The organism is Bradyrhizobium sp. BRP19, assembly GCF_020194195.1.
Classification (GTDB): domain Bacteria; phylum Pseudomonadota; class Alphaproteobacteria; order Rhizobiales; family Xanthobacteraceae; genus Bradyrhizobium; species Bradyrhizobium yuanmingense.
Genome location: NZ_JADYVZ010000026.1, coordinates 42757 through 68499, shown reverse-complemented (window position 1 = coordinate 68499; position 25743 = coordinate 42757). Strand labels below are relative to the sequence as shown.

General features: G+C 57.1%; 23 protein-coding genes. 11 read left to right on the top strand and 12 right to left on the bottom strand.

Features of this window, described 5'->3' with window-relative positions:
• Positions 1-391 precede the first annotated feature (391 nt).
• Complete coding sequence (locus I6F36_RS35915; protein WP_225145500.1) at positions 392-919, bottom strand: hypothetical protein; 528 nt, start codon at positions 917-919, stop codon at positions 392-394.
• On the bottom strand, positions 906-1148 hold the full coding sequence (locus I6F36_RS35910; RefSeq protein WP_225145501.1) for a DUF4160 domain-containing protein: 243 nt from the start codon (positions 1146-1148) through the stop codon (positions 906-908). Before I6F36_RS35910 ends, I6F36_RS35915 begins: the two co-directional genes overlap by 14 nt.
• A gap of 166 nt (positions 1149-1314) precedes the next feature.
• Between I6F36_RS35910 and I6F36_RS35905 the strand changes: the two genes are divergently transcribed.
• Positions 1315-2619: a hypothetical protein gene (locus I6F36_RS35905; RefSeq protein ID WP_225173087.1), complete on the top strand. Its 1305-nt coding sequence runs from the start codon at positions 1315-1317 to the stop codon at positions 2617-2619.
• A gap of 84 nt (positions 2620-2703) precedes the next feature.
• On the opposite strand, the gene I6F36_RS35900 is transcribed toward I6F36_RS35905, so the two are convergent.
• Together I6F36_RS35900 and I6F36_RS35895 are read right to left on the bottom strand one after the other, a co-directional pair.
• Entirely contained in the window at positions 2704-3786 is a 1083-nt protein-coding gene (locus I6F36_RS35900) for a HigA family addiction module antitoxin (RefSeq protein WP_225173086.1), read from the bottom strand.
• A 28-nt stretch (positions 3787-3814) separates the two neighbouring features.
• Positions 3815-4255, bottom strand: a complete 441-nt coding sequence (locus I6F36_RS35895) for a hypothetical protein (protein WP_225145504.1) — start codon at positions 4253-4255, stop codon at positions 3815-3817.
• A gap of 50 nt (positions 4256-4305) precedes the next feature.
• Between I6F36_RS35895 and I6F36_RS35890 the strand changes: the two genes are divergently transcribed.
• The 8 genes from I6F36_RS35890 (at position 4306) to I6F36_RS35855 (ending at position 11913) form a co-directional block, all read left to right on the top strand.
• Positions 4306-4827 (top strand): hypothetical protein, encoded by a 522-nt coding sequence (locus I6F36_RS35890; RefSeq protein ID WP_225145505.1) that lies wholly within the window; start codon positions 4306-4308, stop codon positions 4825-4827.
• Entirely contained in the window at positions 4827-5222 is a 396-nt protein-coding gene (locus I6F36_RS35885; protein ID WP_128948228.1) for an E2/UBC family protein, read from the top strand. Before I6F36_RS35890 ends, I6F36_RS35885 begins: the two co-directional genes overlap by 1 nt.
• On the top strand, positions 5219-6511 hold the full coding sequence (locus tag I6F36_RS35880) for a ThiF family adenylyltransferase (protein WP_225145506.1): 1293 nt from the start codon (positions 5219-5221) through the stop codon (positions 6509-6511). The genes I6F36_RS35885 and I6F36_RS35880 overlap by 4 nt, the downstream gene beginning before the upstream one ends.
• Complete coding sequence (locus I6F36_RS35875) at positions 6504-7055, top strand: DUF6527 family protein (protein ID WP_128948226.1); 552 nt, start codon at positions 6504-6506, stop codon at positions 7053-7055. The genes I6F36_RS35880 and I6F36_RS35875 overlap by 8 nt, the downstream gene beginning before the upstream one ends.
• Positions 7056-7313 (top strand): multiubiquitin domain-containing protein, encoded by a 258-nt coding sequence (locus tag I6F36_RS35870; protein ID WP_225145507.1) that lies wholly within the window; start codon positions 7056-7058, stop codon positions 7311-7313. It abuts the gene before it with no gap.
• 283 nt (positions 7314-7596) lie between these two features.
• Complete coding sequence (locus tag I6F36_RS35865; RefSeq protein ID WP_225145508.1) at positions 7597-8787, top strand: phosphotransferase; 1191 nt, start codon at positions 7597-7599, stop codon at positions 8785-8787.
• 331 nt (positions 8788-9118) lie between these two features.
• Entirely contained in the window at positions 9119-10465 is a 1347-nt protein-coding gene (locus I6F36_RS35860) for a DUF4365 domain-containing protein (RefSeq protein ID WP_225145509.1), read from the top strand.
• 101 nt (positions 10466-10566) lie between these two features.
• On the top strand, positions 10567-11913 hold the full coding sequence (locus I6F36_RS35855) for a hypothetical protein (protein WP_225173085.1): 1347 nt from the start codon (positions 10567-10569) through the stop codon (positions 11911-11913).
• Between the two features lie 11 nt (positions 11914-11924).
• Here the strand turns inward: I6F36_RS35855 and I6F36_RS35850 are convergent, their stop codons facing one another.
• On the bottom strand, positions 11925-14648 hold the full coding sequence (locus I6F36_RS35850; protein ID WP_225173084.1) for a hypothetical protein: 2724 nt from the start codon (positions 14646-14648) through the stop codon (positions 11925-11927).
• A 518-nt stretch (positions 14649-15166) separates the two neighbouring features.
• Here I6F36_RS35850 and I6F36_RS39790 point away from each other — a divergent pair.
• Positions 15167-15298: a hypothetical protein gene (locus I6F36_RS39790; RefSeq protein WP_276573712.1), complete on the top strand. Its 132-nt coding sequence runs from the start codon at positions 15167-15169 to the stop codon at positions 15296-15298.
• A gap of 14 nt (positions 15299-15312) precedes the next feature.
• A complete protein-coding gene (locus I6F36_RS35845) occupies positions 15313-15603 on the top strand; it encodes a hypothetical protein (protein WP_225145512.1) in 291 nt (96 codons plus the stop codon).
• Between the two features lie 344 nt (positions 15604-15947).
• Here I6F36_RS35845 and I6F36_RS35840 read toward each other — a convergent pair whose 3' ends face one another.
• From I6F36_RS35840 to I6F36_RS35805, 7 genes are all read right to left on the bottom strand, one after another.
• Complete coding sequence (locus tag I6F36_RS35840; protein WP_225145513.1) at positions 15948-16430, bottom strand: hypothetical protein; 483 nt, start codon at positions 16428-16430, stop codon at positions 15948-15950.
• A 31-nt stretch (positions 16431-16461) separates the two neighbouring features.
• Positions 16462-17175 (bottom strand): hypothetical protein, encoded by a 714-nt coding sequence (locus I6F36_RS35835; RefSeq protein WP_225145514.1) that lies wholly within the window; start codon positions 17173-17175, stop codon positions 16462-16464.
• An 81-nt stretch (positions 17176-17256) separates the two neighbouring features.
• A complete protein-coding gene (locus I6F36_RS35830) occupies positions 17257-18540 on the bottom strand; it encodes a hypothetical protein (protein ID WP_225145515.1) in 1284 nt (427 codons plus the stop codon).
• Between the two features lie 461 nt (positions 18541-19001).
• Positions 19002-19412: a helix-turn-helix domain-containing protein gene (locus I6F36_RS40090; protein WP_369418311.1), complete on the bottom strand. Its 411-nt coding sequence runs from the start codon at positions 19410-19412 to the stop codon at positions 19002-19004.
• 406 nt (positions 19413-19818) lie between these two features.
• Positions 19819-22059 (bottom strand): DEAD/DEAH box helicase, encoded by a 2241-nt coding sequence (locus I6F36_RS35815; protein ID WP_225173083.1) that lies wholly within the window; start codon positions 22057-22059, stop codon positions 19819-19821.
• Positions 22028-23350 (bottom strand): ATP-binding protein, encoded by a 1323-nt coding sequence (locus tag I6F36_RS35810; RefSeq protein WP_225145518.1) that lies wholly within the window; start codon positions 23348-23350, stop codon positions 22028-22030. Before I6F36_RS35810 ends, I6F36_RS35815 begins: the two co-directional genes overlap by 32 nt.
• Positions 23347-25695: a TerB N-terminal domain-containing protein gene (locus tag I6F36_RS35805; RefSeq protein WP_276573749.1), complete on the bottom strand. Its 2349-nt coding sequence runs from the start codon at positions 25693-25695 to the stop codon at positions 23347-23349. The genes I6F36_RS35810 and I6F36_RS35805 overlap by 4 nt, the downstream gene beginning before the upstream one ends.
• Positions 25696-25743 lie beyond the last annotated feature (48 nt).

Genomic DNA, 25743 nt, shown 5'->3' with positions numbered 1-25743 from the left:
GAAACATCGAGGCCGACGTAGATCATGACGCTTCTCCTTCGGATAGAGTTGGTCCATGATCGTCAGTCAAAACGTGCCGCGCAGCAAATAGGTCAGGCGATCGGGACCGAATACCCCATCTCTTCCGAAAAGCGGCTGCGCTTCATGTTCTGGTCCTTGTTGTGGGCCAGAACGAACTTCAAACTGGATTAAGCCCGTGGGGCAAGGTCAAAGCGATGCTCAGGGCAGCCAGCGAGTCCGCGATGCTATTTAAAGCAAGGTTTCGGGACTTGGGCCAGACCTCTTGCCAGGACGGGCGAACGCGATTCTTACAATAATCCTGGCGCTGCTGAAAACGGACTCGGATACGAACAAGTCCGGAGCAGCACATGCTTTGGCAGATCAATAGAATTTAAGCCGCCTTGTTGTTTTTAGCATGCTCATCCTTTTCAACCTTCTCAGCCATAGATTTGGCCCGTCGATACGCGTCGAAACCATAGCAAGCCCAAGCCACGATCCGGGGAATAGGGCCGGTTGTTGCGTAGGTCGCAATCTGGCGTCGACTGCGTCCAAGATGGGCCGCGGCCGCCTCTTGAGTCAGGTTGTTGCGCGCGAGAAAGGTTGCAAACTCCTTGGGCGTAATGATCTGCTCAGCTAGCGCATAGATCATATCCGCCGACATCGTGAGATCATCGCCACCATCCCAAATGACCGCGTCCCCATCGTCGTCGACAAGGCGCGCCGTCAAAAACCGGCCTTCCTCACGAAGCGGTTTGTAGATTTTGTAACTGAAGATTATTGGACTGATATCAATAGCATCCTCCCGCCCGGCGCGTGGACCATCCGCCCACTTCACGGCGATGGTGTAGGGAGCGAAGGGCTTAATCGATGCCATGCGAGGAAGCGGAATTCCGCTATCGATAGTCTCATTCTCGCTCATTTAGCCTTCTCCACTCTGCTGCCAGAAACGCTTGATTTTCCGCCTTCTTTGCCCACGCGATTACTTCGTCTAGATCCTTCTTCGATGCCTTCCCTTTAATGACGCTCAGCGTCACCAAATCGACAAGTGCGTTCGAATTCGGTCCTTTGATGTGGAAGTGAGGCGGGTTGTGGTCTCCCGGATAAATGTATATCTTACAGTTACTTAGACCGGCGTCTATGCTTGCCATCACAGCCTCTATAACGTAAGCCTAGTGCAATGGTTGCACAATGTAAATGAATAAATTGTGAAGCTATTGCACAATTCGAGAATTGCGGCGGTTTAGTAAGAACACAACCTTAGCGGTTATTTTGGCGCTGCAAATACCCCTTCTCAGAATGCGGCATGGGTCCATTGTGAAACACATTGCTGTTGCATCTACCGCTGAAATTCGTCGAGCTTTGGCCGACCTGCCTGGCAACGCCCTCTTTCGTGGTCAAGTGGCTCACTATGAGAAGAATGGAATTCCATCTGTCGTCACATCGTTCGACAGAAAGGGCTGCATTCCCAGTGAAATGGTCAAATGGTGCCAGTATGCGAGCAACGTGCTCGAGGCTTTCATTGGGGACTCCGTTTCCTCGTTAGACTTCACTCAGGCATTGCTGCAGCATTATGGCTGGCGATCGTTCTTTGTCGATTGCTCAGCAAGTGCGGCCGTGTCGTCCTGGTTCGCTAGCCACGTCTACTCCGAACGCGAGAGATTTGATCTCTGTGAGGATTATGAGGAGCGAGCTGTGATGCTCCTCAAACGGATGGCCCATTACGACTACGCCGAAGGAGATGGGCATCTTTATGTTTTCGACCGCCCCTTGTCTCAGAAGCTCGTCGGCGTCACAGATCTTGCAGCCCTAAAGCTTTCGAACGCACGCGCGCGTACAGAGGCGCAGAGCGCATGGCTTCTGGGGCCCCTCAACAATGCGGCGGTACCCCTCGAATGCTTTGTTGCGCATATCAGAGCAAGCCGATCCGTATTTCGTGATTACGCCTCCGAAGAAGGCTTCCTTCAGACAGATGATCTTTTCCCGTCAACAAAGGAAGATCCGATCCTGCGGGCTTTGCTAGGATTGCCATGGAAGAAGATCGATCAGCGCAATAACGATACAGGCTTGCTCGTCTTTAGGCGCGCTCTCGAGCTTCCCGAATATCAGGACAGCTTCATCAAAATTGCGTCTGCCTCAACTGCATTCTTCCAGGGCGCTCGCGCAGCGGACCGTGGCAGCATCGACGGCTGTCGATATGGTGGCATTACAGTTGCGGTGCCCGAAGTCGTTCTGTTTGGAACCGCCGGGGCCGCTCCACTCCGTTTCCCGAAGGTTCAAGAGCTGCTCGCTAAGCATCGAAGCGTTGTATTTGAAGTCGACGAACTCATTCAGCATCCCGCGATGCGGGGCAGGGTCCTGTACCAAAAGGGGATTGCTGTTACGGCCCACGAACCGGATTTAATCGAGCTCTCCGCGCTGCTCGTCGAGCACCCCGGGCTGGACATGACGGCTGCCGGCCTGAACCGCGGTTGGTTCTATCGTGTGGGTGGGGACGGTGCTTGGAAACGGGAGTCGCACCCGGATGAGTGTGATTGCGGCAACGAACCAACTCATCTGCGTCATATCTCTTCGCTACACATCGCAGAGCACCACCTCGCTAGCGGCAATTTGGCAGACTAGAAGAAACGCTCGCTGTTCGGACTTTCTATCCAAGCTGGGCGAATAGAGGCTGCGCGAACGCTTTTGCAGTCACCGCAACAGGCGTCACTTTTTCCAAACAAACCGCTGCTTAAGATTGTTCAACTGCCTGTATGTGAGATGCTCTCTCTTCTGGAGTTGCCCCACCACGATGCCAGGGGCAATTCCCTGCTCGCTCGCAAACTCCACGACTGCATCTTCAGAAAAGTCTCCGGAGCGAATGAACCGGGCGAGCCCTGCTGCGGGGATCAAGAACTCGGTAGCCCATCGATTGGCTTCCTCTTCCTCAGTCGTGTTAGCCTCAGGATCGACGACGAAGACCGTTTTGCGGCTATGAAGGAGGAGATGCGCCGCTTCATGGAAGAACGTGAACCAGAAGTGGTCGTTAGCCTTATGTCTCATGGTTTGTTGAATTAGAGCCTTCCGCGGCGTCAACCAACGAGAGATTCCGCTTAGGGCCATCTTTCCAAGTGGACGCGCAAGCACAAATGCGACCCCCGCGCGGGAGCAAATGCTCTCGATTTGAGGAAGAACTTCGTCAACACTTTCGACCGTCAATGCTCTGAGCCGCGTAAGCGATTTCAGGAATGTCGCGCGATCGAAATCCTTGCAATCGATGGCGTCAGCCTCGATCTCGCCAATACGAAGCCACGCGTACAAGGACTTTTTATCCGTCTGGAAGGAAGGTGAGTGACGGTATGCAATCGAGTACGAAGCAAATGAAGCTTCGCACGCGTCTATGCCGGCCACTCCGAAGAATTGGAGCAGCTTGCGCACGCTATCCGCATGGTCCCTTGGCTGGGCAATCACCCCTCTTTCCTGCAATTCGCGCAGGGGAAATTCACGCGCCCAAGAAAAGCTATCGGATAGTTTGACCTCTTCGAGCTGTCTGGCGAGATGTAGGCGGTACTCGGACTCAAGATTGAGCCAGACCGTCGCATTCACATTTGTCACCTTTTCAAACTGCAAGGCTGTCTCTGGTTCAACGGGTGCCTTGCCCGAAAGTATTTCGACAATCAGTTTCGCGGAGCGCCCGCAACGGCGAGCGAGTTCTCTCGCCGAGATTCCCATCGCGTCGAGATTTTCCTCGAGAAACGTGCCTGGACTGAGCGCGTAGTCCGGCTCGAATATGTGCTGCTCCTGCGGCATCATTCTTCTCCGTTTGCTTCTCCCCGCGTCATTCGACGGCAAGGATTTTCACGGTTTTGATCGTGGATTGCGGGGTCCGGCTGCCCTCGGCCGCGAAGCGAAGCACCTTAGGGGGCAGCAGATCCAACGTGTACTCGCCGCGCGAAATCTTGTTCAGGCGGTAGGGCTGGCATGTCGGGACCATTGCCAGGTTCGGTGCGGCCCTGAGCAGCAGCAGCCGCGACTTGATCTTTCCCGAAAGACTGGGCCCGAAGCGCCGATCGAGCAGCTCGGCGGTAGAGAAGAGACGCTGCTCGGCAGCGCTTCCAAACAATATCAACAAGATAAGCCCAATGATTCGTTTAGCAATAGGAAACACTTTTTTAAGAGAGGCGCAATTGGGGATGGCGCGCGGGCCACAACCATTTGAAATGAAAAGCGTTACGCAATAGGTAACGGATTTGTTTGACTTCGCCGGCGAATCTGCCATGTTCCCCGTCACGGGGCGCCGAACCGCGCCAGACACAGGAGACCAGGCTGATGAGCCACGGCGCTAAGATCAATATCTCGGTCGAATACCTCCCGACCGGAGACAAGTTGGAGGACCATGCCGCGGACCGGAATGAGACGGTCGGTACCCTGAAGACCAGAGTGCTCGCGGCCTTCAGTCTGACGGAAGGGGTGGACGACAAGGGGCAGTTGCTCACCTATGTTCTCTTCCACGCACGCGTGCCGTTGCTCGATCCCGATGTGACGATCGGCTCTGTCGCCGGCGAGGTCGGCCACATCAAGTTGGAGCTGGAGCGGGAACGCCATTTCTTCTACTATCTGAAGAACAAGATCGTCTCGCCGACGGCAAGCGCGACCGGCGCCCAGATCAAGGCGATGATCAAGGCAGTCGACCCGTCGTTCGATCTCACCCATGTCCTGATCGAAGAGGGTCAGGGCGGCCACGAGGATCAGGCCATCAACGACAACCAGACCGTATCGTTGGAAGTCGATGCGACGCATCCAGCGAAGCATTTCTTCTCGAAGCCGCCGACGACCTTCGGAGCCGGCTGATGCTTTCGCAGGTCACGCAACGCCAGTTTGAACGGGTCCGGGAGCGCTATCCCTCGGCCACCCTGCAACCGCTACCGTCGGGCGCGGGACTGTTGAGCATTCCTGACGTGACACTGCCCACCGGTTGGTCGGCGGCGCGCACTGCGATCCACTTCTTGGTGCCGATCGGCTACCCTGGTCCCACTCCCGACTGCTTCTGGGCGGATCAGGGATTGCTCCTCTCCTCAGGCGTCCCGCCGCAAGCGAGTAACGTGACCAACATCCCGGAAACTTCGATCGTCGGCCGCTGGTTCTCCTGGCACGTGGTCGACGCGCAGAACAACTGGAATCCCAACCGGGACGACCTGATGACTTACGTGTCGATCGTCTTGGACCGCTTCAGGCAGCCTCAATGATCCGATTGGTCTTCGGCCAAGGCGACTTCGAGCGCTTGCGCCACGACATCTGGCACTCGACCCTGGAATCGGCGGCGATCCTCCTCTGCGAACCTGAGAGTCGGAGCGGTGACTGGCACTTGGCCGTACGCGAAATGCATGTCGTCCCGGAAGATCAGTACGAGGTGAGGACGGCGGTCGCAATTCGACTGAGTCCGAGTTTCGGTCTCCCGATTGAGAAGAAGGCAAGCCTGAACGGCTGGTCGCTGGTATATTGCCACACGCATCCGCATCAGGCTGCGCCTGCGACTTTCTCGCCGATCGACGACAATGCCGAGGTGGCGTTGGCGGAGTACGCGAAGAGACGCAGCCCGTCAGTTCCCCATTGCGCGTTGCTGTTCGCAAAGGAATCGCACGCCGCGCGCGTGTTGGGTTCGCAGGAGATCGTAACCGTGGGTCAAGACGACGCTGGCACCGACTACGACAGGCAAATCCGGGCCTTTGGCTCGGACGGTCAGGCCAAACTGGAGCGTCTTCGCATCGCTGTGGTGGGCGCGGGCGGCACTGGATCAGTCGTCACCCAACAACTCGCCTATCTCGGCGTAAGAAACTTCCTGCTGATCGACCCCGATACCGTCGAGCGCACCAACCTAAACCGGACCGTGGGAGCCACTCCGAACGATATCGGCAACGCCAAGGTCGCGGTGGCGCAGCGTCTCATCCATTCATTGCGGCCTGAAGCGGCAGTGCGAAGCATGGTTGCCGACGTCGTAGACGAAGCGACCGCCAAAGAATTGACGTCAGTCGATTTCATCTTCTGCTGCACGGATTCCCACGCGAGCCGTCACTTGATAAATCAGGTGAGCTACCAATACGGCATTTCCGCGATCGATATGGGCGTTGCCATCGATGCAACGGGACCTGCTGTGCGTTTCGCTGGGCACGTGAAGGCTCTAAGCGCTGAGGAGCCGTGCTTGTGGTGTCTAGGACAGCTGGACTCCCGGCAGGTCCGCGAAGAGATGATGACGCCGGAGCAAGAAAAGGCCGATCCCTACTTTTTGGGTCGCCCAGGCGTGGTGCAGCCCGCGGTGGTAAGCATCAATTCGACAGTGGCGTCGGCCGCGGTGACCATGTTTCTATCGATGGTCACGGGCCTGGACGCCCCAGCCCGGTACCTGGTCTACGACGGCAATCGCCAACGTCTGGCTCCCGTACTCGCCCAAAAAGACCCGAACTGCGTATTTTGCGGTCCCGATTCCGCGGCCGGCGCCGGCGACTCACAACCGCTGCCCGTGAGGCGCAATGGCTAGAGCCAAGACGATAACAATGCGCGGACGAGCCGAACGGCATTCCGACGCTGTCGACCTCGTCCCGAACGCCGGCGACGCCGCGCTCGTCTGGAGAGGGAGCCTGAGGTCGATGGCCATCAGGTGTCCCGACGGGTGCGGCGAGGTTATAAGCGTCAATCTTGACCCCCGAACCGGCCCGGCCTGGCGGCTTTTCGAACGGGCTGGCGCCGTAACCCTCTATCCGTCTGTCTGGCGCGAGACCGGCTGCAGGGCTCACTTCATTCTTTGGAGAAACGATCTCATTTGGTGCGACGGGCTCGACTCTCCGCGCTGGAAGGACGAGGAGCTGAAGCGACGGATAAGGAGTATTCTTCCCCCGAAAGGCGCTGCTCATAAGCATTTTGAAGAGCTGGCAGCCCAAATCGATGCTATTCCGTGGGAGGCCCTTTGGGCCTGCAATTCGCTGGTTGCGGACGGGATAGCGAGTTCATCGGTCAAGGGCTCTCGCTTCGGCTTGACCGATGACCGGCCGGCGAGGTTTTCGATCGTCGACAGGAGAGCTTAGGTGAGCAGCGACGACAAGCATGCCGTGGTTCTCAATGGCCAAAGGCTCGAGGTCCCGTCGGCGAAGGTGACCGGTATCCAGCTTCGTCTTCTCGGAGCAGTTCCGGCTGGCTATGAGCTCATCGCGGAGGGACGGGGAACTGACCCGGACCGCGTCTTGACCGATACCGAAGTGCTCGATCTCTCCGGCCCTATCCGACATGTGTTCGCGAAACCACCGACAGCGTTTGGCAGCCTGATCGATCAACGCCATGCGTAGAGATCGGTTGCTCTGGATTGGTGGTGAACCTGGGCCCCTCTGTTTAGCAGAGTGCGCTAGCAGGGCCCTCAAGATAGACCTTCTCGATACCGCGCTGTCGCTAGTTCATCGGACGCAGGGAAGAGCGATTATCATCGCACTCGATGATGGCACTGTCGAAGCGCGGCTGAGCGACGAACTGCGCATCCTGCTGAATGACGCGGCATGTCACGGCATCAAGTGCATCATCACCTGCTCATATTCGGAGTCGCCAAGAGTCGCGGAGATTCTCCAGAAGTGGCGGATGCGTGACATCGTCGACGTCAAATTGCGGGGTCAAGAAGGCCTAATCATTGAGACGATCGCAAGAATCGAGCACGAACCGCCGGTGAGCGAAACGCTCGCCATCACCGGCGCTGATTTGCTCACGGACGAAGAACTCATCCTTCTCAAGCGTGCATTTGGGGACTGCTCTTCGGTCAAATTGGTGAAGCAAACGACTGGTTCCGCAAAAGTCTATTGCGCGTTTGCCAGCCTGTTGAATTCTCGCGTGGGGCCAGTTCCTCTGCCCTTTTTCGTTAAATTCGACAAAGCTCAAAAGATTATGCGTGAGCTGACAAACTACCGGGAGTGCACCACATTGCATGTGCCGTTTAACCAACGGCCCAACCTGGATCATGATCGCTGCCTGCTCGGCCCGACGACCGGGGTCATCGCCGGCAACTTTATCGAACAATCGGAATCTCTCCAGGAGGTCGTAGACCGCGGGGCGGGCCGAGCGCCGCTGCATTCGTTGTTCGAAGGAGCTCTTCGAGGTTGGCGACGCCAGGCGTTCTACGCGCCGCACTGTGTCATCCATGCTAATATCCTGGAAAGGATGCGCCTGTCGCGGCCGAGCACCTATTCCCTGTTTCGTAAGGCCCGGCTGCGCAAGCGACGCGACCAAAATGGCCAGCACTGCGCGGAATACAACGAACTCGAATCGCTCCTGGCGGCGCTGCCGCAGATAAAACACCGTCTTGGCTTGACCCATGGTGACTTGCACGGACAAAACGTCCGGGTCGCCGGCCATGAGGCGATTATGCTTGATTTCGCCTCGATCGAGAACGGCCCGCTCACCTTAGACCCCGCAGCCCTGGATGTATCCTTGATGATCGACACACGGATCGTCAATGGCGACGATTGGATCAAGGTTGCCGAGGAAGCCTACAAGGTTGAGGCGTTGATGGCACCGGCTATCCCTCCGCGACCAGAGGATCCAAGCGCACATTTGCTCGATGCCGTTCAATATGTCCGTCAAATGGCGTTTAGCGTTCAGCTCACACCATACGAGTATCCGTGCGTGATCGCATTGCAGCTTCTGCGCAAGGCGTCCTACGGAGGGGCAGGCGAGGAGCAGGATCGGCGGCGATGCTTCGCATATCGACTCGCCGACCGCATTATCAAGGACATTGCTCGACGAATGCCGGCGCATGTCAAACATAACGTGGCCTAGCCAAGGTCCCACCTCTTTAAGTCGGGCTCCCCCTCCGCCGGCGGCCTATTCGAGCCCGCTCGAGCGTTGGTCGCCTCAGTGACAAAAGCGGCTTGCGGAGGCGTAGTCAACACGCTGGACATGGATTTACTCGCGGGCTGTTGCGCAGTCTTTTCCTCGCGAGCCTAGTGCTGGCGAATCGGCGAGCCGGCTACTAATTTGGCGGATCGGCGAGTGGCCATAGCCACGTCCCACAATAATGCATTTTCTTGCGAGCCAGATTCTTGCCGGCGTATCGCATCAACCGCACGCCCAGACCAGGGGCGCTCAGGATGTCCGTTTTGGAGCAGCGATGAAGAAGATCGGACGCAACGACATTATCGGCCAAAGAGGCATATCCCACATCCAGGATATCGTCCTCTCTATGGGTTTCATGTTCTACCAGACCGGCGGAGTTGAGACTGGCATCGACGGATACATAGAATTACGGGACGCGGAGACAGGCGAAGTCGGCAATCTGGTTCTTCAAGTGCAGGGGAAGGCGACCGAACGTGAACGCCTACAGGGCGACACTGGCGAGACCTTCGAATTTACATGCACGGATGCCGAAATAGGCTACTGGACGCAGGGCACCGCTCCGGTTCTGCTCATTTTCGTGTCGCTGAGGGACAAGAAGGCATACTGGAAGTCTTTGAAAGAGTGGTTCTCCGACCCTGAAAGAGTGAAGTCGCGGAAGGTCGTCTTTCGCAAGGTTGAGGATGAGTTCACTCGCGCCTCGAAGGACACTCTCATCTCGATCGCGTCAGCAGTTAAACCAGGTGCATCTGGTCCGAACGTAAGACGGCACGAGGAGCTTCTCGCAAATCTGGTAGGCGTCACCTTTGCCCCTCGGCTTTATTGGGCACCCACCGAGCACGCGACCGACAAGGCATTCGGAACGGAGCTTCGGGAGATTAAGAAGGACGCCGGCTCTGAGTGGATCGTACGCTCGAAATCAGTCCTATCATTTCACCCGCTCGATGAGTGGCCTTGGAATAAGCTTTGCGATTTCGGCGCGATGGAGGAGTTTGACGTCGAAGAGTGGTCCGACAGTGACGATGAGGATCGGCAGCGAGATTTCGTCGCATTGCTGAACAGAGCGTTGGGGGAGTTCGTCAGGCCCGCGCTATACAACGATCGAGACTCAGGCGTTCTCTACTTTCGAAAGCCAGGCGACCGAGATATTTTGAATTTTGCATATCGAAGCTTGCAGAATACGACGACGCGTCGCGTTGTCGGGAATTACGGAAGAAGCAAAAAAGATCCGACAAATCCATCGTACTGGCGTCATTCGGGCTTTATGCATCGCTTCGTTCGACTAGCAGAAAAATGGTTCATAGAAGTCACACCGACTTATCACTTCACTTACAACGGTCAGGATCCTGACGCCTTTGCTGGTGAGCGGCTTAAGAAGATAAAGGAAATCGAGAACAATGCTGCCGTGATGGGGCAGTTCGTGATGTGGCGGGACTTTCTGATCACCTACCGCATCGGCGACCTCCTCACGGAACGGTATCCGTTCCTGTCATTCGCCGCTACCGAGCCGCTAGAGCTTGATGTTGGTGTGCCTGACGACCTCTGGAAATCACAGGAAGCGGACCCATCATCCCCCCTATTCGAATTCGCCCTCTCAGGCGAGACGGTTGAGGACGCCCAGTGAAGCTTACGCACCTTAGGGAGCCAGCATTGGAGTTTGGCGGCGCCTTTCGCCACGTCGATATTCGATTTGGCGTCATGGATTAGGGGCCATTTGACCTCGGGATGGAGGGCGCACCAACCCGGATCAGGCTGGGCATTGTCGGCAGCGCCGATACAGTCGAAGGCACGGCAAGGTGGATCGAACGCAGTGTTGCTGGCTTTCCAGCGAAGACCAGTCGCCAGCCCAATCTTTTTCCAGCCTTTTCAGGCGTCAACTTCGAGACAACGTTCCGGTGTGAGTTCGTCACGTCGGACGAACTTCAACGCGTAATTCCGCAACGTGAGCTGGCCCGCTTGGCGGCGATACCAGGTCAGCGGGAAGTAACCAGGGCAATAGTGGAGGTCCTTTCAAATGAGATCGCTGCCCTATCTGAACGCACCGTAAAGCCACACGTCGTTCTTGTAGCATTGCCTGTCGAAATCATCGAGCGAACCTATAATGCGCGCGACGTTGCCGGAGGCGAGGACGACGACGATGTGGAAGCGGGCCCAGACCTCGACTTTCGAGGCCTCCTGAAGGCTGCATGTATGCGGCTCAGGCTTCCAATTCAGTTGCTTTGGCCGACAACGTTCGATCCTTCTTACAAAATACCGCGTAAACTCAAGGAAACCAGCGAAAGACGAACCCAAGACCCGGCAACCATTGCCTGGAATTTACTGACGGCAACCTATTACAAAGCAGGAGGTCTGCCGTGGCGTCTTGCCCGTGATGCGCGCCAGCTCAGGACGTCTTACGTTGGCCTAAGCTTCTATCGATCCGCAGATGGCGAGCATGTTCATACCAGCACGGCTCAAATGTTCGACGAACGTGGCGAGGGTTTGATCTTGCGCGGCGGGCGAATGGTAGAGAGCGAAGAAGATCGCAAGCCGCATTTGACCGCACAAGACGCCTATGACCTTTTGCGAAACTCTCTGAAGGTGTTCAGAGATCAGCACGGGCACTGGCCGGCTCGCGTGGTGTTGCACAAGACCTCCAAATTTGACCGCAACGAACTCGATGGCTTTCACAAGGCCATCGATGAGCGCGACATAGACTATGCCGACTTCATCTGGATACAGAAGTCAATGACGCGCCTCTACCGAATGGGCATCTACCCCCCGCTCCGCGGCACTTTGCTTCGCTTCGACAAAGACCAAGCGCTTCTCTATACCCGCGGCAGCGTGGACTTCTTTCGAACCTACCCTGGCATGTACGTGCCGCGGCCGTTGATGTTGAGATGCCAGGCACTCGGGCAGCCGCTGCAGCATATCGCGGAAGAAGTGCTGGCTCTTACGAAGATGAATTGGAACAACACCCAATTTGATAATGGGCTACCGATCACAATCGCCGCAGCGAGGCACGTGGGCGAGGTGCTAAAATACGTCCCCGAAGGCCAGGAAATCGCTCCGAGATATAGCTTCTACATGTAGCCTCACTATCGCTATTCGAGCGATCTCGTCCGAACCTTGATCCCGGTGACCACGGTCAAACGTGGATCCTGTTGAAGCAGCGCATCGGTGGCACTGAAGAGTTCACCAAGAGCGCCGTTAGGCCTCAAACTAACCTCGTTTTTCTCCTGCACAGCCTTGAACGCGATCTCCTTCCCATCTTGGCGGACAATATCGTAGACGAAGAAGTCGGGCTCCTCATGGTGCGAGCGAGCCTGGTCAATTCCTCGCACCAATAGAGGAAAGAGCGGGAGGCCGGCACCACGCTCGACGTCGAGGAGAAAGACAAACTCCTGCGGAAAGTATTCCAGCCCCTCATATTCGTACACATCGATAAACGGAGGGGCCACGCCCCGGGCATTGCGAAAAATGCCTTGAAACATGTTCATGCTGAACGGCTTTCGGCGCGCGTCCTCAAAGTAGCCGAACAGCTTGCCGTTCAGGGTTTTCGCGAGGACATTCCCTATTCTTTCAAGAACGCGCGCATAGTCGAGGCCGTCGGCGCGTTTCCCGTGCTTGGCTTGCGCGAGCTGCGACACAGCGTGATTGAGTTCGGCGAGGTATGGCTCTTGAGTTAGGACCAACAACTCCTTGGCAAACTCCCATTTGGCGCCGTTGAGTGAAGCGCATCGCTTCAGCATATCCCAGAGGGGGCCAGCCGAACGCTTTCGGAAGCTTTTGAAGAGAGTGCCCTGCGGGCCACCTAAAGTGCAGTGCTCGGCATAGGCAATATAGGAGGCGACGCCTAGAGCGGCCTCAAGGGCTTCCCTGCCCCAGCGGTCCATTTGCTCCAACGCCGTCTCTGAAAGGAACCTGGCGAGCGGGTACGCCGCCGGGTATGGAAGAACGTCGATGAGGTCGCTTAGGCCCATCCAAGTCCGATCCATGGCGCGATCGGCGTACGTCTTGATGTCCCCCGCGTTTACGTAGCAGAGCGACGACGTACTAGTGCCAAAGTCGAACCCGAGATAGGTCTCCTCGCCGGCCTCCTCGGCCGCGAACGTCATGTCGACGTAAAAGGGGCGCCCTTTCACGACCGATTGCTGGCCTTGAGAGCCGCGTCCATAGATGAAGGTGGGCTCCGCCGTACCGTCGTCTCGTACGAGAAGCTCCACACCGATGCCACTGCCGAACACGGCATCCTTCGGAGTACTAACGCGCGAATCGAGATTGTGCCGCGCGCCCACCTCTGCTGGATCGAACGACGAACGCATGAAGTAGTATTCAAGCGACTGTGTCGGCGCCTTACTAAGGCGCACCTTCCACCGAAGCGGTCGATTGACCAGACTTCGCAGGCTCGTGGATGATGGAAGCAGCACCCCCAGATCGCTATCAATACCCTCGAGTTCGGGGCTATCGGGCGCGAACTTCTTGAACTCGACGCCGTGGTTGTTAGGGTTCAACCCGAGACACAGGCGATTGTATGTAACCGCGCGAAAGTCTCCCTGTCCCTCGGTGTAATATCTCCGCGCGCATTCGACGGCCAGGCCTTTTGAAACGATCTCTTGGAAGTTCTCGCTAAGTTCGAGTATCTCGGCCTGCCCAAGCTGACCAGCTAAATCTCGTTCGATTAGCGGCTTAAGCCAACCGATATTCGAGGAACCACCTGACAGGAGGACAATCGAAATTGGACGCCCACCGAGCTCCTGCTCTGCGCGCTTGAGAATAGGCAGGATCTCCGGCAGCAACTTCTGCTTCCAGATGCGATCTGAGAATATCGTGCGAAATTCCGTAGGCTCGAAGCGTATGGGCACCCAAGGCGTCGAGTCCTGAAAGGGCTTCTGCGGGATGTCGACGACGCAGGCCGGCGACGCGGATAGGTTCGCATCCAACTTCCACGAGGTTACGCCCGAGGACACGGTCAGCTTAGCCTGCTCCACCGAACGCAGAACACGCCTATAGTTGCGCACAAAGGCTGCGTGATCGCTGCGAACCAACGCGAGGCTTTCTTCGTCAGCATTCTTTAACTGAGGGAAAGCGTCAAGCGCGCGCATAACCGCGGGTTTATCGACAGAGCGATCCAATCCACGAAACAGTAGCTCGCGAGCTATCGCATTGTTAATGACGAAACCACCCACGGGAACCGAGAGCGCAGCGAGAGGCTTCGAATTTCGTCCGCTTTGGCTGATGTCGCCTGCGATAGTGGTCTCAATGATGGAGGCGTCAAACGTTCCACCGCCAAAATCAAACACGAGTGCGATATGCTTTGTTCGCTGAGCTACGAGAGGATGCTTAACGCCATAGCGGTAGTACTGAAAGACCGCAAACGGCTCCGGCATGAAGTCGATTTCGGCAAACTTTCCGGCGAGAATTCGTCGAATGCTGCCTCGGTAGTTCTTTAGCCAATCGTCATGGGTGATCCGGTCGGAACCACCGACGAGCGATAGCGGTTCTGCCACCAATATCCTTGAAGGAGCCTCGTAGCCCTGTCGGCGAATCGTAGCAAGCGCTTGGGCGACTACCGCGTCCATAAAGTCTTTTGCGATACCAAGCGTCGATCGACCGCCCTTTAACTGCGCGAGCTTTACAGGATCATCGTTACCAATCTGAATCTTGAAGTCTTCTCTCAATTCGCTGGCTTGATCGCTGTTCTCAAGCGCGTCAAAACCGACCCAGGACCTTTTATCTTTATAGAGGACTACTGTGGGAATGACCGAATTCGCCTGAACCCTTACTTGGCGGACGCTGTTGATAAAAAGCTCTTTGGCTTGCGACATGCTTGCTCGAAGTTTCAGATATGGCCGCGGTGTAGCGCTCCAACCCAGGAACTAAACGAATCGTGCTGCGCGGCCCCAGAACGAATATTCAATAGGTAGCAAGATCGGAAAAGTACACCATAAACATATACGAATGGCTACCGGGAAAGGACGGGCATACAACGCCTCGATTCGATGCTGCTCTGCGGCGACGCTCGGAATTCGATTGCATTGTATTTGTCAGAGGGCAAATAAAGCCGCGACTAGCTTCAGTACCGATCCTTTAACTGCATCACGTTCGGAAATCTCAGCGAATCAGCACTTATCGATGCGCCTAAAAGAGTTCGTCGCGCCCGCCCGAGCATTATACTAGGTTGGCTAACAAGTCGGCATCGTCGGCTGCGGCTCTATCGATCTAAAGTGGCAGCGCTGCTGGTGCGCGCTATCACTTTGATCGATGACGACGTTGTTTTTAGCGGGCTCGTTCGCAACAACTCTCGGCGACGGCGAAGCGCCCGCCCCTTCCGTAAGCTGCAGGCATGCGCGTCGTCGTGCCCGCCTTGCTGCTCCCCCTATGGGGTGCCAACGCCGTGGCACAGGACTGGGGCAACATGGCCGTGATCTCATCGACGCTGGGCAACAACACCAATCGGCTTTGCATCGGCGACTAAGGGATCTGGTTCAAGTGAATGACGGCGTACTGGTCCTCGCTGGCCCCGACGACGATGTCGCCAATGAGAAGGCCGGTTGGATCCTGGGCCTGTGGGATGGCGTTCACGCCGACGTGGCGAAACTGAAAAACGTTACCGGCCTTGGACTCGATGATGTCAAGCTCCGCAAGTGCGACGATGAGCTCAAGCCGGAGGCGTTGGCGGTGTTGCGAGACGTCAGCGACGAATATGAGCTGGTAATCTTGGCGGATGGTATATGCGACGGCGGACCTTTGAAATTCGTGATCCCACGAAAGCCGCACTAAACTCCGTTCTCGACTGTAAGGGAAATGCCAAGAGCTGGGATCGACGCCAAGATTCCGACGCTTTAATCACGTTGTCCTATCGAGAGGACGCCGCGGGGTCGCGGCATCAGATTTGGCCATCCGTCCAAGGCCGACGCGACGAAATGCCAGTTAGCATCGCCTGGAGGACGCGGCTATGACTGGCGTGGCACAATTTATTCCAGTCACCCGCGTTTCAGTGCAGAAAGTGCCTATCGCATGTTTGCCGAACGGCAAGCTGAAATAGTTAGCCATTCAGGCGCTGTCGCGAGCCGTTAAGCTTGGTATGTGCTCTTCAAGAGCCCTCAACCCATTATAGGCTCATCCTAACCGACCGACTCTATGCGGTCCGAAATCTTTTCCAGATACTGAAATGCGCGGCCAGCGTGTTCACCGGCCCGCTTCATCCATTCTGCGGATTGTTCAATGCGCCGGGCCTCGGGCGGCACTCCTCCGTTCGAGATAGTCAAAAGCTGTTGGCAGACCACCTCAAAGTCCTGCGCGAGATCGTAGATCAGATAGGCGACGTTATCCAGGGTAAGCACATTGGCGAAATACGGCTCTTGCTCGCCCTCTAGCTTCATCTCGACGAACGGCACGAGTACTGTCCGACCCGGCGCAGTTTCCTCACCGGAAGCGACTTTGCTCTCGTCTCCCGCGGCCTCGATATCACCGACCGAAAGGAGCAAGGACATAAGCGAATTTTTCACGACGCTCACATTGTCGAGGAAATCCCCGTACATGCGGATTGCGTCAGGAGTCCGCGCTTCGCTTTCCGAAGCGGCGTCTACGGCCCGGCTACTCGCCATCTGAAATTCTCCGATCCGAACTTACATCCGCTCAAACAGCCACTGCCTTGCTGAATGCAGCGGGTTCGTATTGGTTTGCGCTTCTGGTTGGATGAAGCAGCTCCTTGGCGTTTTGGACCTGCTTCGCTCCCCCGTGTTTGATTGGATGCGAGGTCACTGTCGTCGGCACTCCGACTCGCTTGTGATTGTGTGCTGGTGTTTCTCTTTCGGCGATTAGCTTGGCGGCTCGCAAGCCGACCGAGGTTAGACTGAAAGCCGCGTGCTTACCGAAACTGGTACGCCGGATAAGACCGGCAACCGTCATCATATTCAGCACTCGTGAGAGATTTGCCTGTCCAAGACCAAAATGGCGCAGCAGTGCTGCCCTGTAGATTCGACGATGCGGCTCACGGAAAATCTCCATGAGGATGTCGCGGACATGCTCACGCTGTAACACATCCGCGGATGACAGACGCTCGCCCGCAGTAATGGATTCAGAGACCAACTCCTTCAGCGCACTGATCTTGTCTGCAAAGGTCTTGTGATCGACCTCCAGATAAGCCCCAGTTCGCGCCATAATCTCGTGCCAGCGCCGCAATTCTTCGTCTCGCCGGCCGTCGGACAAGCACTTCCAAGTCCAGGCGCGGAGGGCTCGGTAGATGCTTTCAGCCGCACGGGCGCCGCCGTCGGTTAGGGCAGCACGAATGATGTGCCGCGCTTCCTCGGGAGAGGCATCGCCTAAAGCGATATCGTCGAATGCCAACATGGAACCGTTATCCCATCTAAGGTTTAAGAGATCGTTTTACAACGTTTTACACCCGATTTGGTCCCGAAGTAACCCCATGTTTCATTCTGAAACAAACTGCCATTTCATAAGTGATTTCAAGGAATTGACAGAAATGGAGGCGGGAGACGGCGGCAGGGGTAGGACGTAGCCAAGCTCCTTCTGTGACGCCAAGCGGGCGTCCGTTTGCTGCACCACGAGAGCGCGGGCACCCGTTTTTGCCTGCACCTCCGCCGCGACGTTGAGGTGAGCGACCATAGTGGACTCCTCCCCCATAGATGGCACAGCGAAAAAATCTACCGGCAAGGTAAGGTAAGGCGATGCCATCGACGCCCGATCGCAGAAATCTCGGCAGATGGCCAAGCCGATCAGTTGGCTGTCGGTAATAAGGACGGGGATACATTCCCCCGATTTGATATCCTCTAGACGGCCCTTTTCATCTCGGGCCGGAACAATTTTATCGAATGAGCGGATCACACGTCCGTAACCGTCCAAGACCGTCGCGCGGTTGAAATAGCCTACATCAGTCTCTTCATGCCAGCTTCCGGCGAGCAGCCAGTGAAGAGGGAATTCATCGTCACTGGCAATGGTGCGTTTCCGTAAGAGGTCGCAGATCTTAAGTCGCGTGGGTCGATCGATCGTCAATTCCGGCCAGACGATGCCTGCACAACCATTCGACATCGATTGCTCGATCTGATTGTCCAGAGTTTCATCGATATCGTCGAACGTGACGTTTTCTGCGATGAAGTTGCCTTCGCGAGTTTCGCGAGTGAAAAGCTGAAGGTTGGAGAACAGCGAGGCCGCAACTCCCGACTTCTCGCCAGCTTCCCGTAGGTCTATGCGGATGGGGACGACTTCGAGACCACCTACCTCGGAGGGAAGTAAGCGATGCCTCAGTATTCCGCGTTTGAGATAAGGTCGCCCAGCGAGCCGAGAGTTGTGCAAGTTTCGCGGGCGAGGCACGACGAGCATGTTGGTCGAAGGACAACGCCACTCGTCTAGCTCCGAATCAGGGTCCCCAAAATCCGTCCCGGCGGTCGTGTACAGGTATTCATCGACTGCTCTAATCTGGCTCCCCAGAGAAAGCATCCAGTCCTCTGGGGATAGCGAGCGCGGCGTCCAACGATGAGTGCCCCGCGCCATCGTCTCGATCCGCCGGCCAGCCAAATGTTTTAGGGTCGCTTCCGAAAGTCGCTCGTAGGCCGCGAGAACAGGGACTGGCGCCTCACACGCAAGCAAATGCAGTCGGCACAATACCGTGGTAAGCGGCTTCTTTTCTATCGAAGGTGCAGCAGCAATTTCCGCCTCGAGATTGCGTGCCTTATCGATCCATTCCTGAAAATTCATGCGCCGACTGGTCACCCCCCGCTGCGACAATGCTAGGGCTTGACGCTTCGCGCAAGCTCCGCCGCCCTAGTAATTTCCCTAGGCGGTGGACAACCTGAACGCGACAGGGGCTCGCTTCGGAGGCTAAGTTCGAGTCGAGCGTTTAGGCCGAAGACGGTCAACGCTGCCCGGATCACTGCAAGCCGTTATCGGAGCCAGAGCTTAGCCGGCCGCGACCACGTCCAATCGGTCGTCGACTTCGCGAATCCGGACTCCTAGCCTCCCTGCTAGGAGCTCAAGCATCCCAAAACCACCTCCCTGAGGTCCCGATGCGCGGCATTTTCATAGATGAGCAGCAGCGAGTCTAGGGTCGGTTGAGACCCGTGTGCCGCGATCATGCGGACCGCACCGGACGCCCCATTATAGGTCACGGCATAGGTTGGAGCCATCGCGAAGCAGCGTGCCCCCTTCGACGGAAGTGTTTAGAGCGAGATGAGCCCATACCGGAGGCCGATAACGACCGCGCTGATCCTGTTCGTCGCCCCAAGCTTTCTCTTTACGTTGCCGAGATGAAACTCGACGGTTTTCTCGGAAATCCGGAGAATCCCACCGATCTCCCAGTTCGTTTTCCCCTCTTTGCACCATTCGAGGCAGGCGACTTCCTGCGGCGTCAGGAGCGGATTGTCGGCGCCGGGCACTTCACAAGTGAACGACTGCGTCGGGACTGGATCTGCACCGTCGTCGCAGGGCAGCGACTCTCCATCAAGCTGCGCGGCAAACGCATCGGCATGTATACGATGTTTTTCGAAGCTTGATTGGTGCGACGCAACGCAGCGCTGACCTTGGTACTCGATAGCGTCGGAGATCAATATGTGAGATCGATTGGAGGGCATTCGGCAAGACACACGTTCTTTCGGCGATGCCGCCGATAGGTCAAAAGAACTTCGGAATCCATGTAAGCGTCAAATATGCGCACAAACTTAGATTGAGTTCGCCTTCGGGCGCAATGAATTTCTGCTGCCGTGAGTGAAAAGCAGGCCTCGGCGTCACGGCAGGTTCCCTCTTAAGGCGAGCTCCAACCCTAACGACCACGCTGCGCTGGTCGGCGGCCGATTGCGAAGCCGCCGGCCCGAATGGCTTGCGTCCGGGACCGAGGTCGAGGGAGTCAAGCTGAGCGGGAGATTGAGCTAGCTAACAAATTCGAAGATCGCTCCCCAGACTAGGACCGGAGCCGATCGCGGGAGCGCGCTAAATCAGCGAGCTTATACATTTTTCCCCTCCGCTACGCCTCGTTGTGGATCAGATACTCCGAGCTATGCCCGGTATCGCACCAATTTCGCAGGTATTCTGTCGGCCCCACAGCGTTCTTGCAAGTTCGGCAGGGACCTGATCTTTGAACTTCCCAGCCGTGATATTCTGGACCGCCGAAGAAACCCGAACTGCGTCTGCAGCAGTGGAGTCCGCCAGACTTGCGAGTTTAGATCTTGCCATCGCGACGGTCGTTTCGGATAGGGTCAATCCCAAATCATGCACGTGGCCGGGAAGACCAACCATAGCGGCAGCAGCTCCAAAAACCGCCGTCACCTGCGATCCACGCCACAGAAAGACGTGAACGTCCTTCTCCTCCTGAAGCACGTTCGTGGTGTCAAGACCTAAACCGCTGAAAGCCTCCCGGCCCTCCGCCAGCAAATCGCGCGCTCTTTGGTCCAGATAAGTGGGTTCGTCCGACGCGAGATAGACAGCCTTCATTTCTGCGGCTAAGCGATCGTGTAATCGCTCGCCATCCGCTCGCTCGAACCGTGGCACGACGCCGCCGGGGTGAGGCGCCACGAAAAGTGTGTTGGTCTTTTCGTCGAGATCTTGCACAATCCATCGTTGCCCGGCAAAAACGACAAGGCTATCCTTATGGACCGGGAACGATATCGGCAATGTCCCCAGTGTCCTCCCGGACACAGTAAGCCGCCACTCCTCCGCTGACTCGAATACGGCAAAGAAGTTGCGCGATTGAACGACTGCCTCTCCTTCGTTGGCCAACATGATCGTGCCGTCGGGTGCTTGCTCTATAAACCGGATCTCGTCAGATCCCAAGTGCTTCAACAGAAGCGCGAACTCCGCAGCAGAAATCATCGCGAAGGGACCAGAACCGCACAGCAACTCGTACAGTGGGCGGGCCCGTATTCCGCCGCGCTCGGCGATCACCGAAAGTATCTGGTGGACTAGCGTGGAGGCAACCTCGGGTACCTGCCCCGCCGGCTCGACGAATTTCTCGAGCAGGAGTCGGATGACGGCCACCGATCGTATTGTGTTCGAGCGTAGTCGGTCGATGACACCCGTATCCTGATCGGTGTTTGGTTCACGAATGTAGATTCTTAGGACCGACGGAGTACCCCTCCTGCGTCCCGTTCGCCCAAGGCGTTGACGTAGAGAGGAGAGTGATCTCGGCGCACCTATTTGGGCAACCGACTTCACCGATCCGATGTCGACCCCCAGTTCGAGGGTAGACGTACAGATACCGGTCGTCGGTAACTTTCCGTCTTTGAGGCGGTTCTCCAGCTCCTCGCGGATGGTTTTCGAAAGACTCCCGTGATGGGGGTAAAATTCGTTGGGCACTTTCGCCTTTTCAGAGCGCCTCCTGAGCCGATCCGCGGTCGATTCCACTGTCCGACGCGAACCGCCGAAAACAAGATTGTTGGTTCCTCTGAGTGTCGAATAGAGATGGTCCGCAATGTCGTCCAGAGCTATGCGCCGAACTACCGCCTCTTCTAGCACGCCGCTCGCGCCTTCAGCGTGATCTGGGTCGTCCAGCTGCGGAGGCTCAACATAGCCCCGAACCTGAAGTCTGAGTTCGGGTGAATCGGACTTGGCTTCCAGGATTTCGACAAGCTGAGGCGTCGTGGGTCGAAGCCAAGCGGCGGCCTGACCGAGGTCGCCTATCGTCGCGGAAAGCCCGATACGTCGCGCCGGCCGCGACGACACGGCATCGATGCGCCGCAAAAGACTAGCGACATGGAGACCGCGAGCCCCCTGAAGAAAGGAATGCAGCTCGTCCACGACGATGAAGTCCGCCGAGCATAATAATCGCTTCGCGTCGCCCGGACGGCGGACGAACATCGCCTCGATGGATTCGGGAGTGATCAGCGAGATCCCTCGCGGGTCGGCCATTGCCCGTTTCTTCGCGGTCTGTGGGGCATCTCCATGCCACTTCACGACCGGAATGGCCATGTTTTCGCAGAGTTCGTCCAGCCGCTTGAACTGATCGTTGATTAATGCCTTCAACGGGCTGATATAGAGGACCGAGAACCCAGCGAGCGCCCGATCGGCAACGCTCGTGAGAACTGGCAGAAACGCGGCTTCAGTCTTCCCTGCTGCCGTGGAGGCGGCGATCAAGATGTCGCGGTCGCCGTCCAGGACTGAGATGATGGTACGGGCCTGTATTTCCCTGAGCTCGTCCCATCCCTGATCCCGGATCCACCGGCGGATCGTCGGATGCAGCTTGTCGTAAGCCCCCTCAAGATTTGAGGCGGAGGCTGGTGAGCTCATCGTCGTCCCCGTTGTTAGGCGTCGCTTCCGCTACGTCGTCGGGTGCGTCTGGAGCGATCGGCACTTGTTCAAGAAGATCCTGCCACCGGCTGTCCGGGTTCTGCTCCAGTACCGACAGCATTTGAACGAACGACCTTATCGTCGAGCGCGGCGTACGGAAGTATGCGGCCCCGATCTTTCGGTCGCAGTGCTCCATGAAGGCGGTAAGCGCATCGTCGGGAACCAGATACTTCGTGGGATCCCCGCCCGCAAAGACCATCCTGATGTTTCCGAGGAGCACAAGCAGATCCTCAGGCGTCAGGCTCTGCAGCCTGATCACGGGGCCCGACATGTCAACGAGACCGCCCGCAGCGAAGGAATTCTCGGCTAGCCGCGACTGAAGAGCTTCGTAACTGAACATGCCCCTGCGCGTGTCCAGAAGAAACTCTGGCGTACCACACATAACGAAACCGATGCCTGATGTATTTCCCTGAAGCGCATCGTTTACAATGTTGAGTACTTGCTCGTAGTTCTGCTTTCGCGCTTGAGCGCTCTGGAGCTTGTAGATGTTGGCCATCTCGTCGATCATAACGAGCAGTCCCGCGTAGCCCGCGACTCTTACCAGGCATGCGAGCGATTTAAAGCTGTCGTAGAGGTTCTCGTCATCGATGATGGTCCGCACACCGAGATCTCTCTTCGCATCGGTACGGGTCGAATACTCACCACGAAGCCATCGGATAGCGTTTTGCTTGAGAAGCTCGTTCGATTCCTCGCTGCCCCGCCAGAATGCCTTCAGCACGGTCGCAAAATCGTACCCACCGGCTAATTGCGCAATCGCTCCGAGCTTTTCGTCGATCACCTTCTCGACAGATACGCTCTTCTCCGCCGCCTCCTTTGCGGCGTCAGTCACCAGGCGCTCGACGACACTTTGGAGAGCTCCCCCTTCAGGCTTGTTGCGCGTTGCCATATTGTTGACGGCCTCGGAATAGAGTGCCCGGGCCTGCCCCCCACTTGCCTGAATACGCCGATTGGGCGAGAGGTCGGCATGCATAGTCACGCATTTTCGCTCGAGCGCGATTAGCCTGACTACACTGGCAAAGAAGGTCTTCCCAGCCCCGTATTCGCCGATAACGAACCTGATCGCGGCGCCCGCGTCGGCAATGCGATCGATGTCCCGAAGCATCGCGGCGATCTCCTTGGCCCGCCCGACCTGGATGTGAGGCAATCCGATGCGTGGGACAACGCCGGCGGAAAGAGCCTGGATAATAGTATCGCGTTCGCGTGGACGGATCGTCTTGACTTGCTTGCTCATGCGGCCTTAGCCTTCATCTCGGCGATGCGTTCTCTCAAGTGCGCCGCTATCACGATTTCGTCTCCCTCTTCGATCAGCGGCTCGTCGAAGTGGTCGAACGACCAGTCATTGATGCGCTCAATTGCGCCGTCCGGCAACAGGCGGACCTCCTTCGCATGTCGCTCAAATTCCGTACGCGACATTGATCCACGAAGCTCAAGTAACTCGACCAATTCGCCGTGAGGACCGTCCAATCCTTCCAAGGATTGATCGGCTGGGAGTGGAGAGGCTTGGACAGGAGGCGGGCCTTCGTCGGTAAAGATGTTGGCGAGCAAGGCGGACACAGCTTCCGTATCCTTTCGGGTCTTCTCCAAGCGGACCGCATCGATTCTGATGCCCGCCGAGGGAGGAGCCGGGGGCGCCTGCTTTGGAATGGGGATGCCTGCCGCCCGAGCCTCCTCCGTCAATGCTACCGGCTCGTCCTTCTCGGCGGCAGCGCGGTGCAGACCGGCATACACACGCTCCGTCGGCAGACCTAGCGACTTGTGTAGTCGCTCAAGGAACTTGACCTCTCCGGCATCGATATTCTGATTTGCGCCGATCACCGCGACCGCAGCCTCGGCTATTGCTTGCCGCTCGCTTTGACTGGTTTCCGCAAGTTTGCGCATGACCCTGTCGCGCTTGGGCGGATTGTTGAATGTGATGACGGCGAACGCGATCAGTCGGGCTTGTTCTACCCCCGATAGGTCGTCTTCCGCCCTAATCCTTGCGATGGTACGCTGTAATTCCTCGTACGATGCATCCCCGTCGGCCGCAGCGGCCAGGACAGCGACTTCGATCTGCGCTCGCATCGCTCGAAACGGCGCCCTGGCTGGATCCACCGGGCCGCCGTCAGCCGCCCGGAACACGAACACTTGGTCGTCCGCCCGAGGCGCGCCGCTCCCGTATCGGCGATCGGGCTCTATTGCGATCCCAACGACATCCAAGGCGCCGCTCAGCGTATCCAGAGCGGCGCTTGGTATTTTGCCTCCTTCCGGTATTTCGATCCCAGCCATCTCCAGGAGCACCTGTGCGGTCGTACTGCCGCGGCCTTGGCTTCCTACCAGGGAATCGATCTGGCGCCTGAAGTCTTCCACGGGACCGACTTTGGCCGCCCGTTGAAGATCGATAGGAAGAAGCGCCGCCGCGGCCATCGAATGCCTTGCTGCCGATTTCCGACCGACCAGACGGCTGAAGCTGTCGAGCTCATTTGTGCAATCGTCTAGCAAAGTCCTCAAAATCTCTAAGTCTCGTACGAGGAGGCTCGCATCAGGCTGGCGCTGATGTTGTCCTGGAACGTCGATTTCGAACGCACCGCTCGCAGCACGATACCGCAGCCAGACGTTGCCCTTGGAATTCACGGCAAAACCCTTGGGAAAGCGTGTGCCGAAACGCAGCTTCCACAATGCGACAAATTCTTCGAAGCACCTCACGGCCGGGGTTCTAAGATAGGTGTCCGGCATCGCCATAACCCAATAGAGCGCGTCGTCAGCCGAAACGCTCGGGGACGCTGCGAGCCGCTCGGCCAGATACAGACGCGTGGCGAGCTCCATCTCCGAACCGACGCTGCGTTCGGCAGAAAGGGGTGGCAACGCCAAGCGGATGCCGCGCGATATCCGAACAACGTTGATGAATTTCGTGGCGTAGTTCTGGAAGGAATTGTTCGCACCGTAGATCGAAAGCAATCTTTCGACTTCTTGAATAACCGCGGGAACGTCTGACCCTTGATCTATGAACACGCGGTGCTCAAGGCCATAGAAGAAGAGAAACACATATCCAATGCCGTAGCTCGGATCTCGCCGTCCAGTACGCATCCAGTCCAAAAAAGAACGTCGGGCGGCCGGCGAGATTTGCTCGTACGATGGCCAATAAGGCATCGACTGACCATCGACATCGGGCTGCCGCGAGTACGCCGGCAGAGCGGGATTTATGGCATACTGCCTGGTCTCACCGGTCGGCCCAGCTATCAAGGCGCCGTAGTAGAACATGCCCCCAGAAATTTCTGCCTTGCCGAAGACTGCCCTTTCGCCCGCCGCCAACCACACTGCCGGCGACTCACTCGAACGAAGCTTGCTTATCGCTGGTGGCGGGCTTTGACCAGAACTCGGAAGCTCGGGATGCCCGTCGGAAGGAGAAACGCTCTGCGACCTGCCCCTCAGAGCGAGATAGAGGAGCCAAACGACCCCGGCCGCCAAAACAAACGCTCCTATTGCGGCTGCGTGTTCCACAACGAACCGGTAGATGGCCATAACGGCCGCCACCAATCCGCCGATCAGGATCAGAAAGATGGTTCCGGCGTCAGATGATTTACCCCGTCGTCGCCCCATGGAATTGTAGTCTCTAGCCCGCGCCCTGTAGCCTTCCTTCGCGCGACT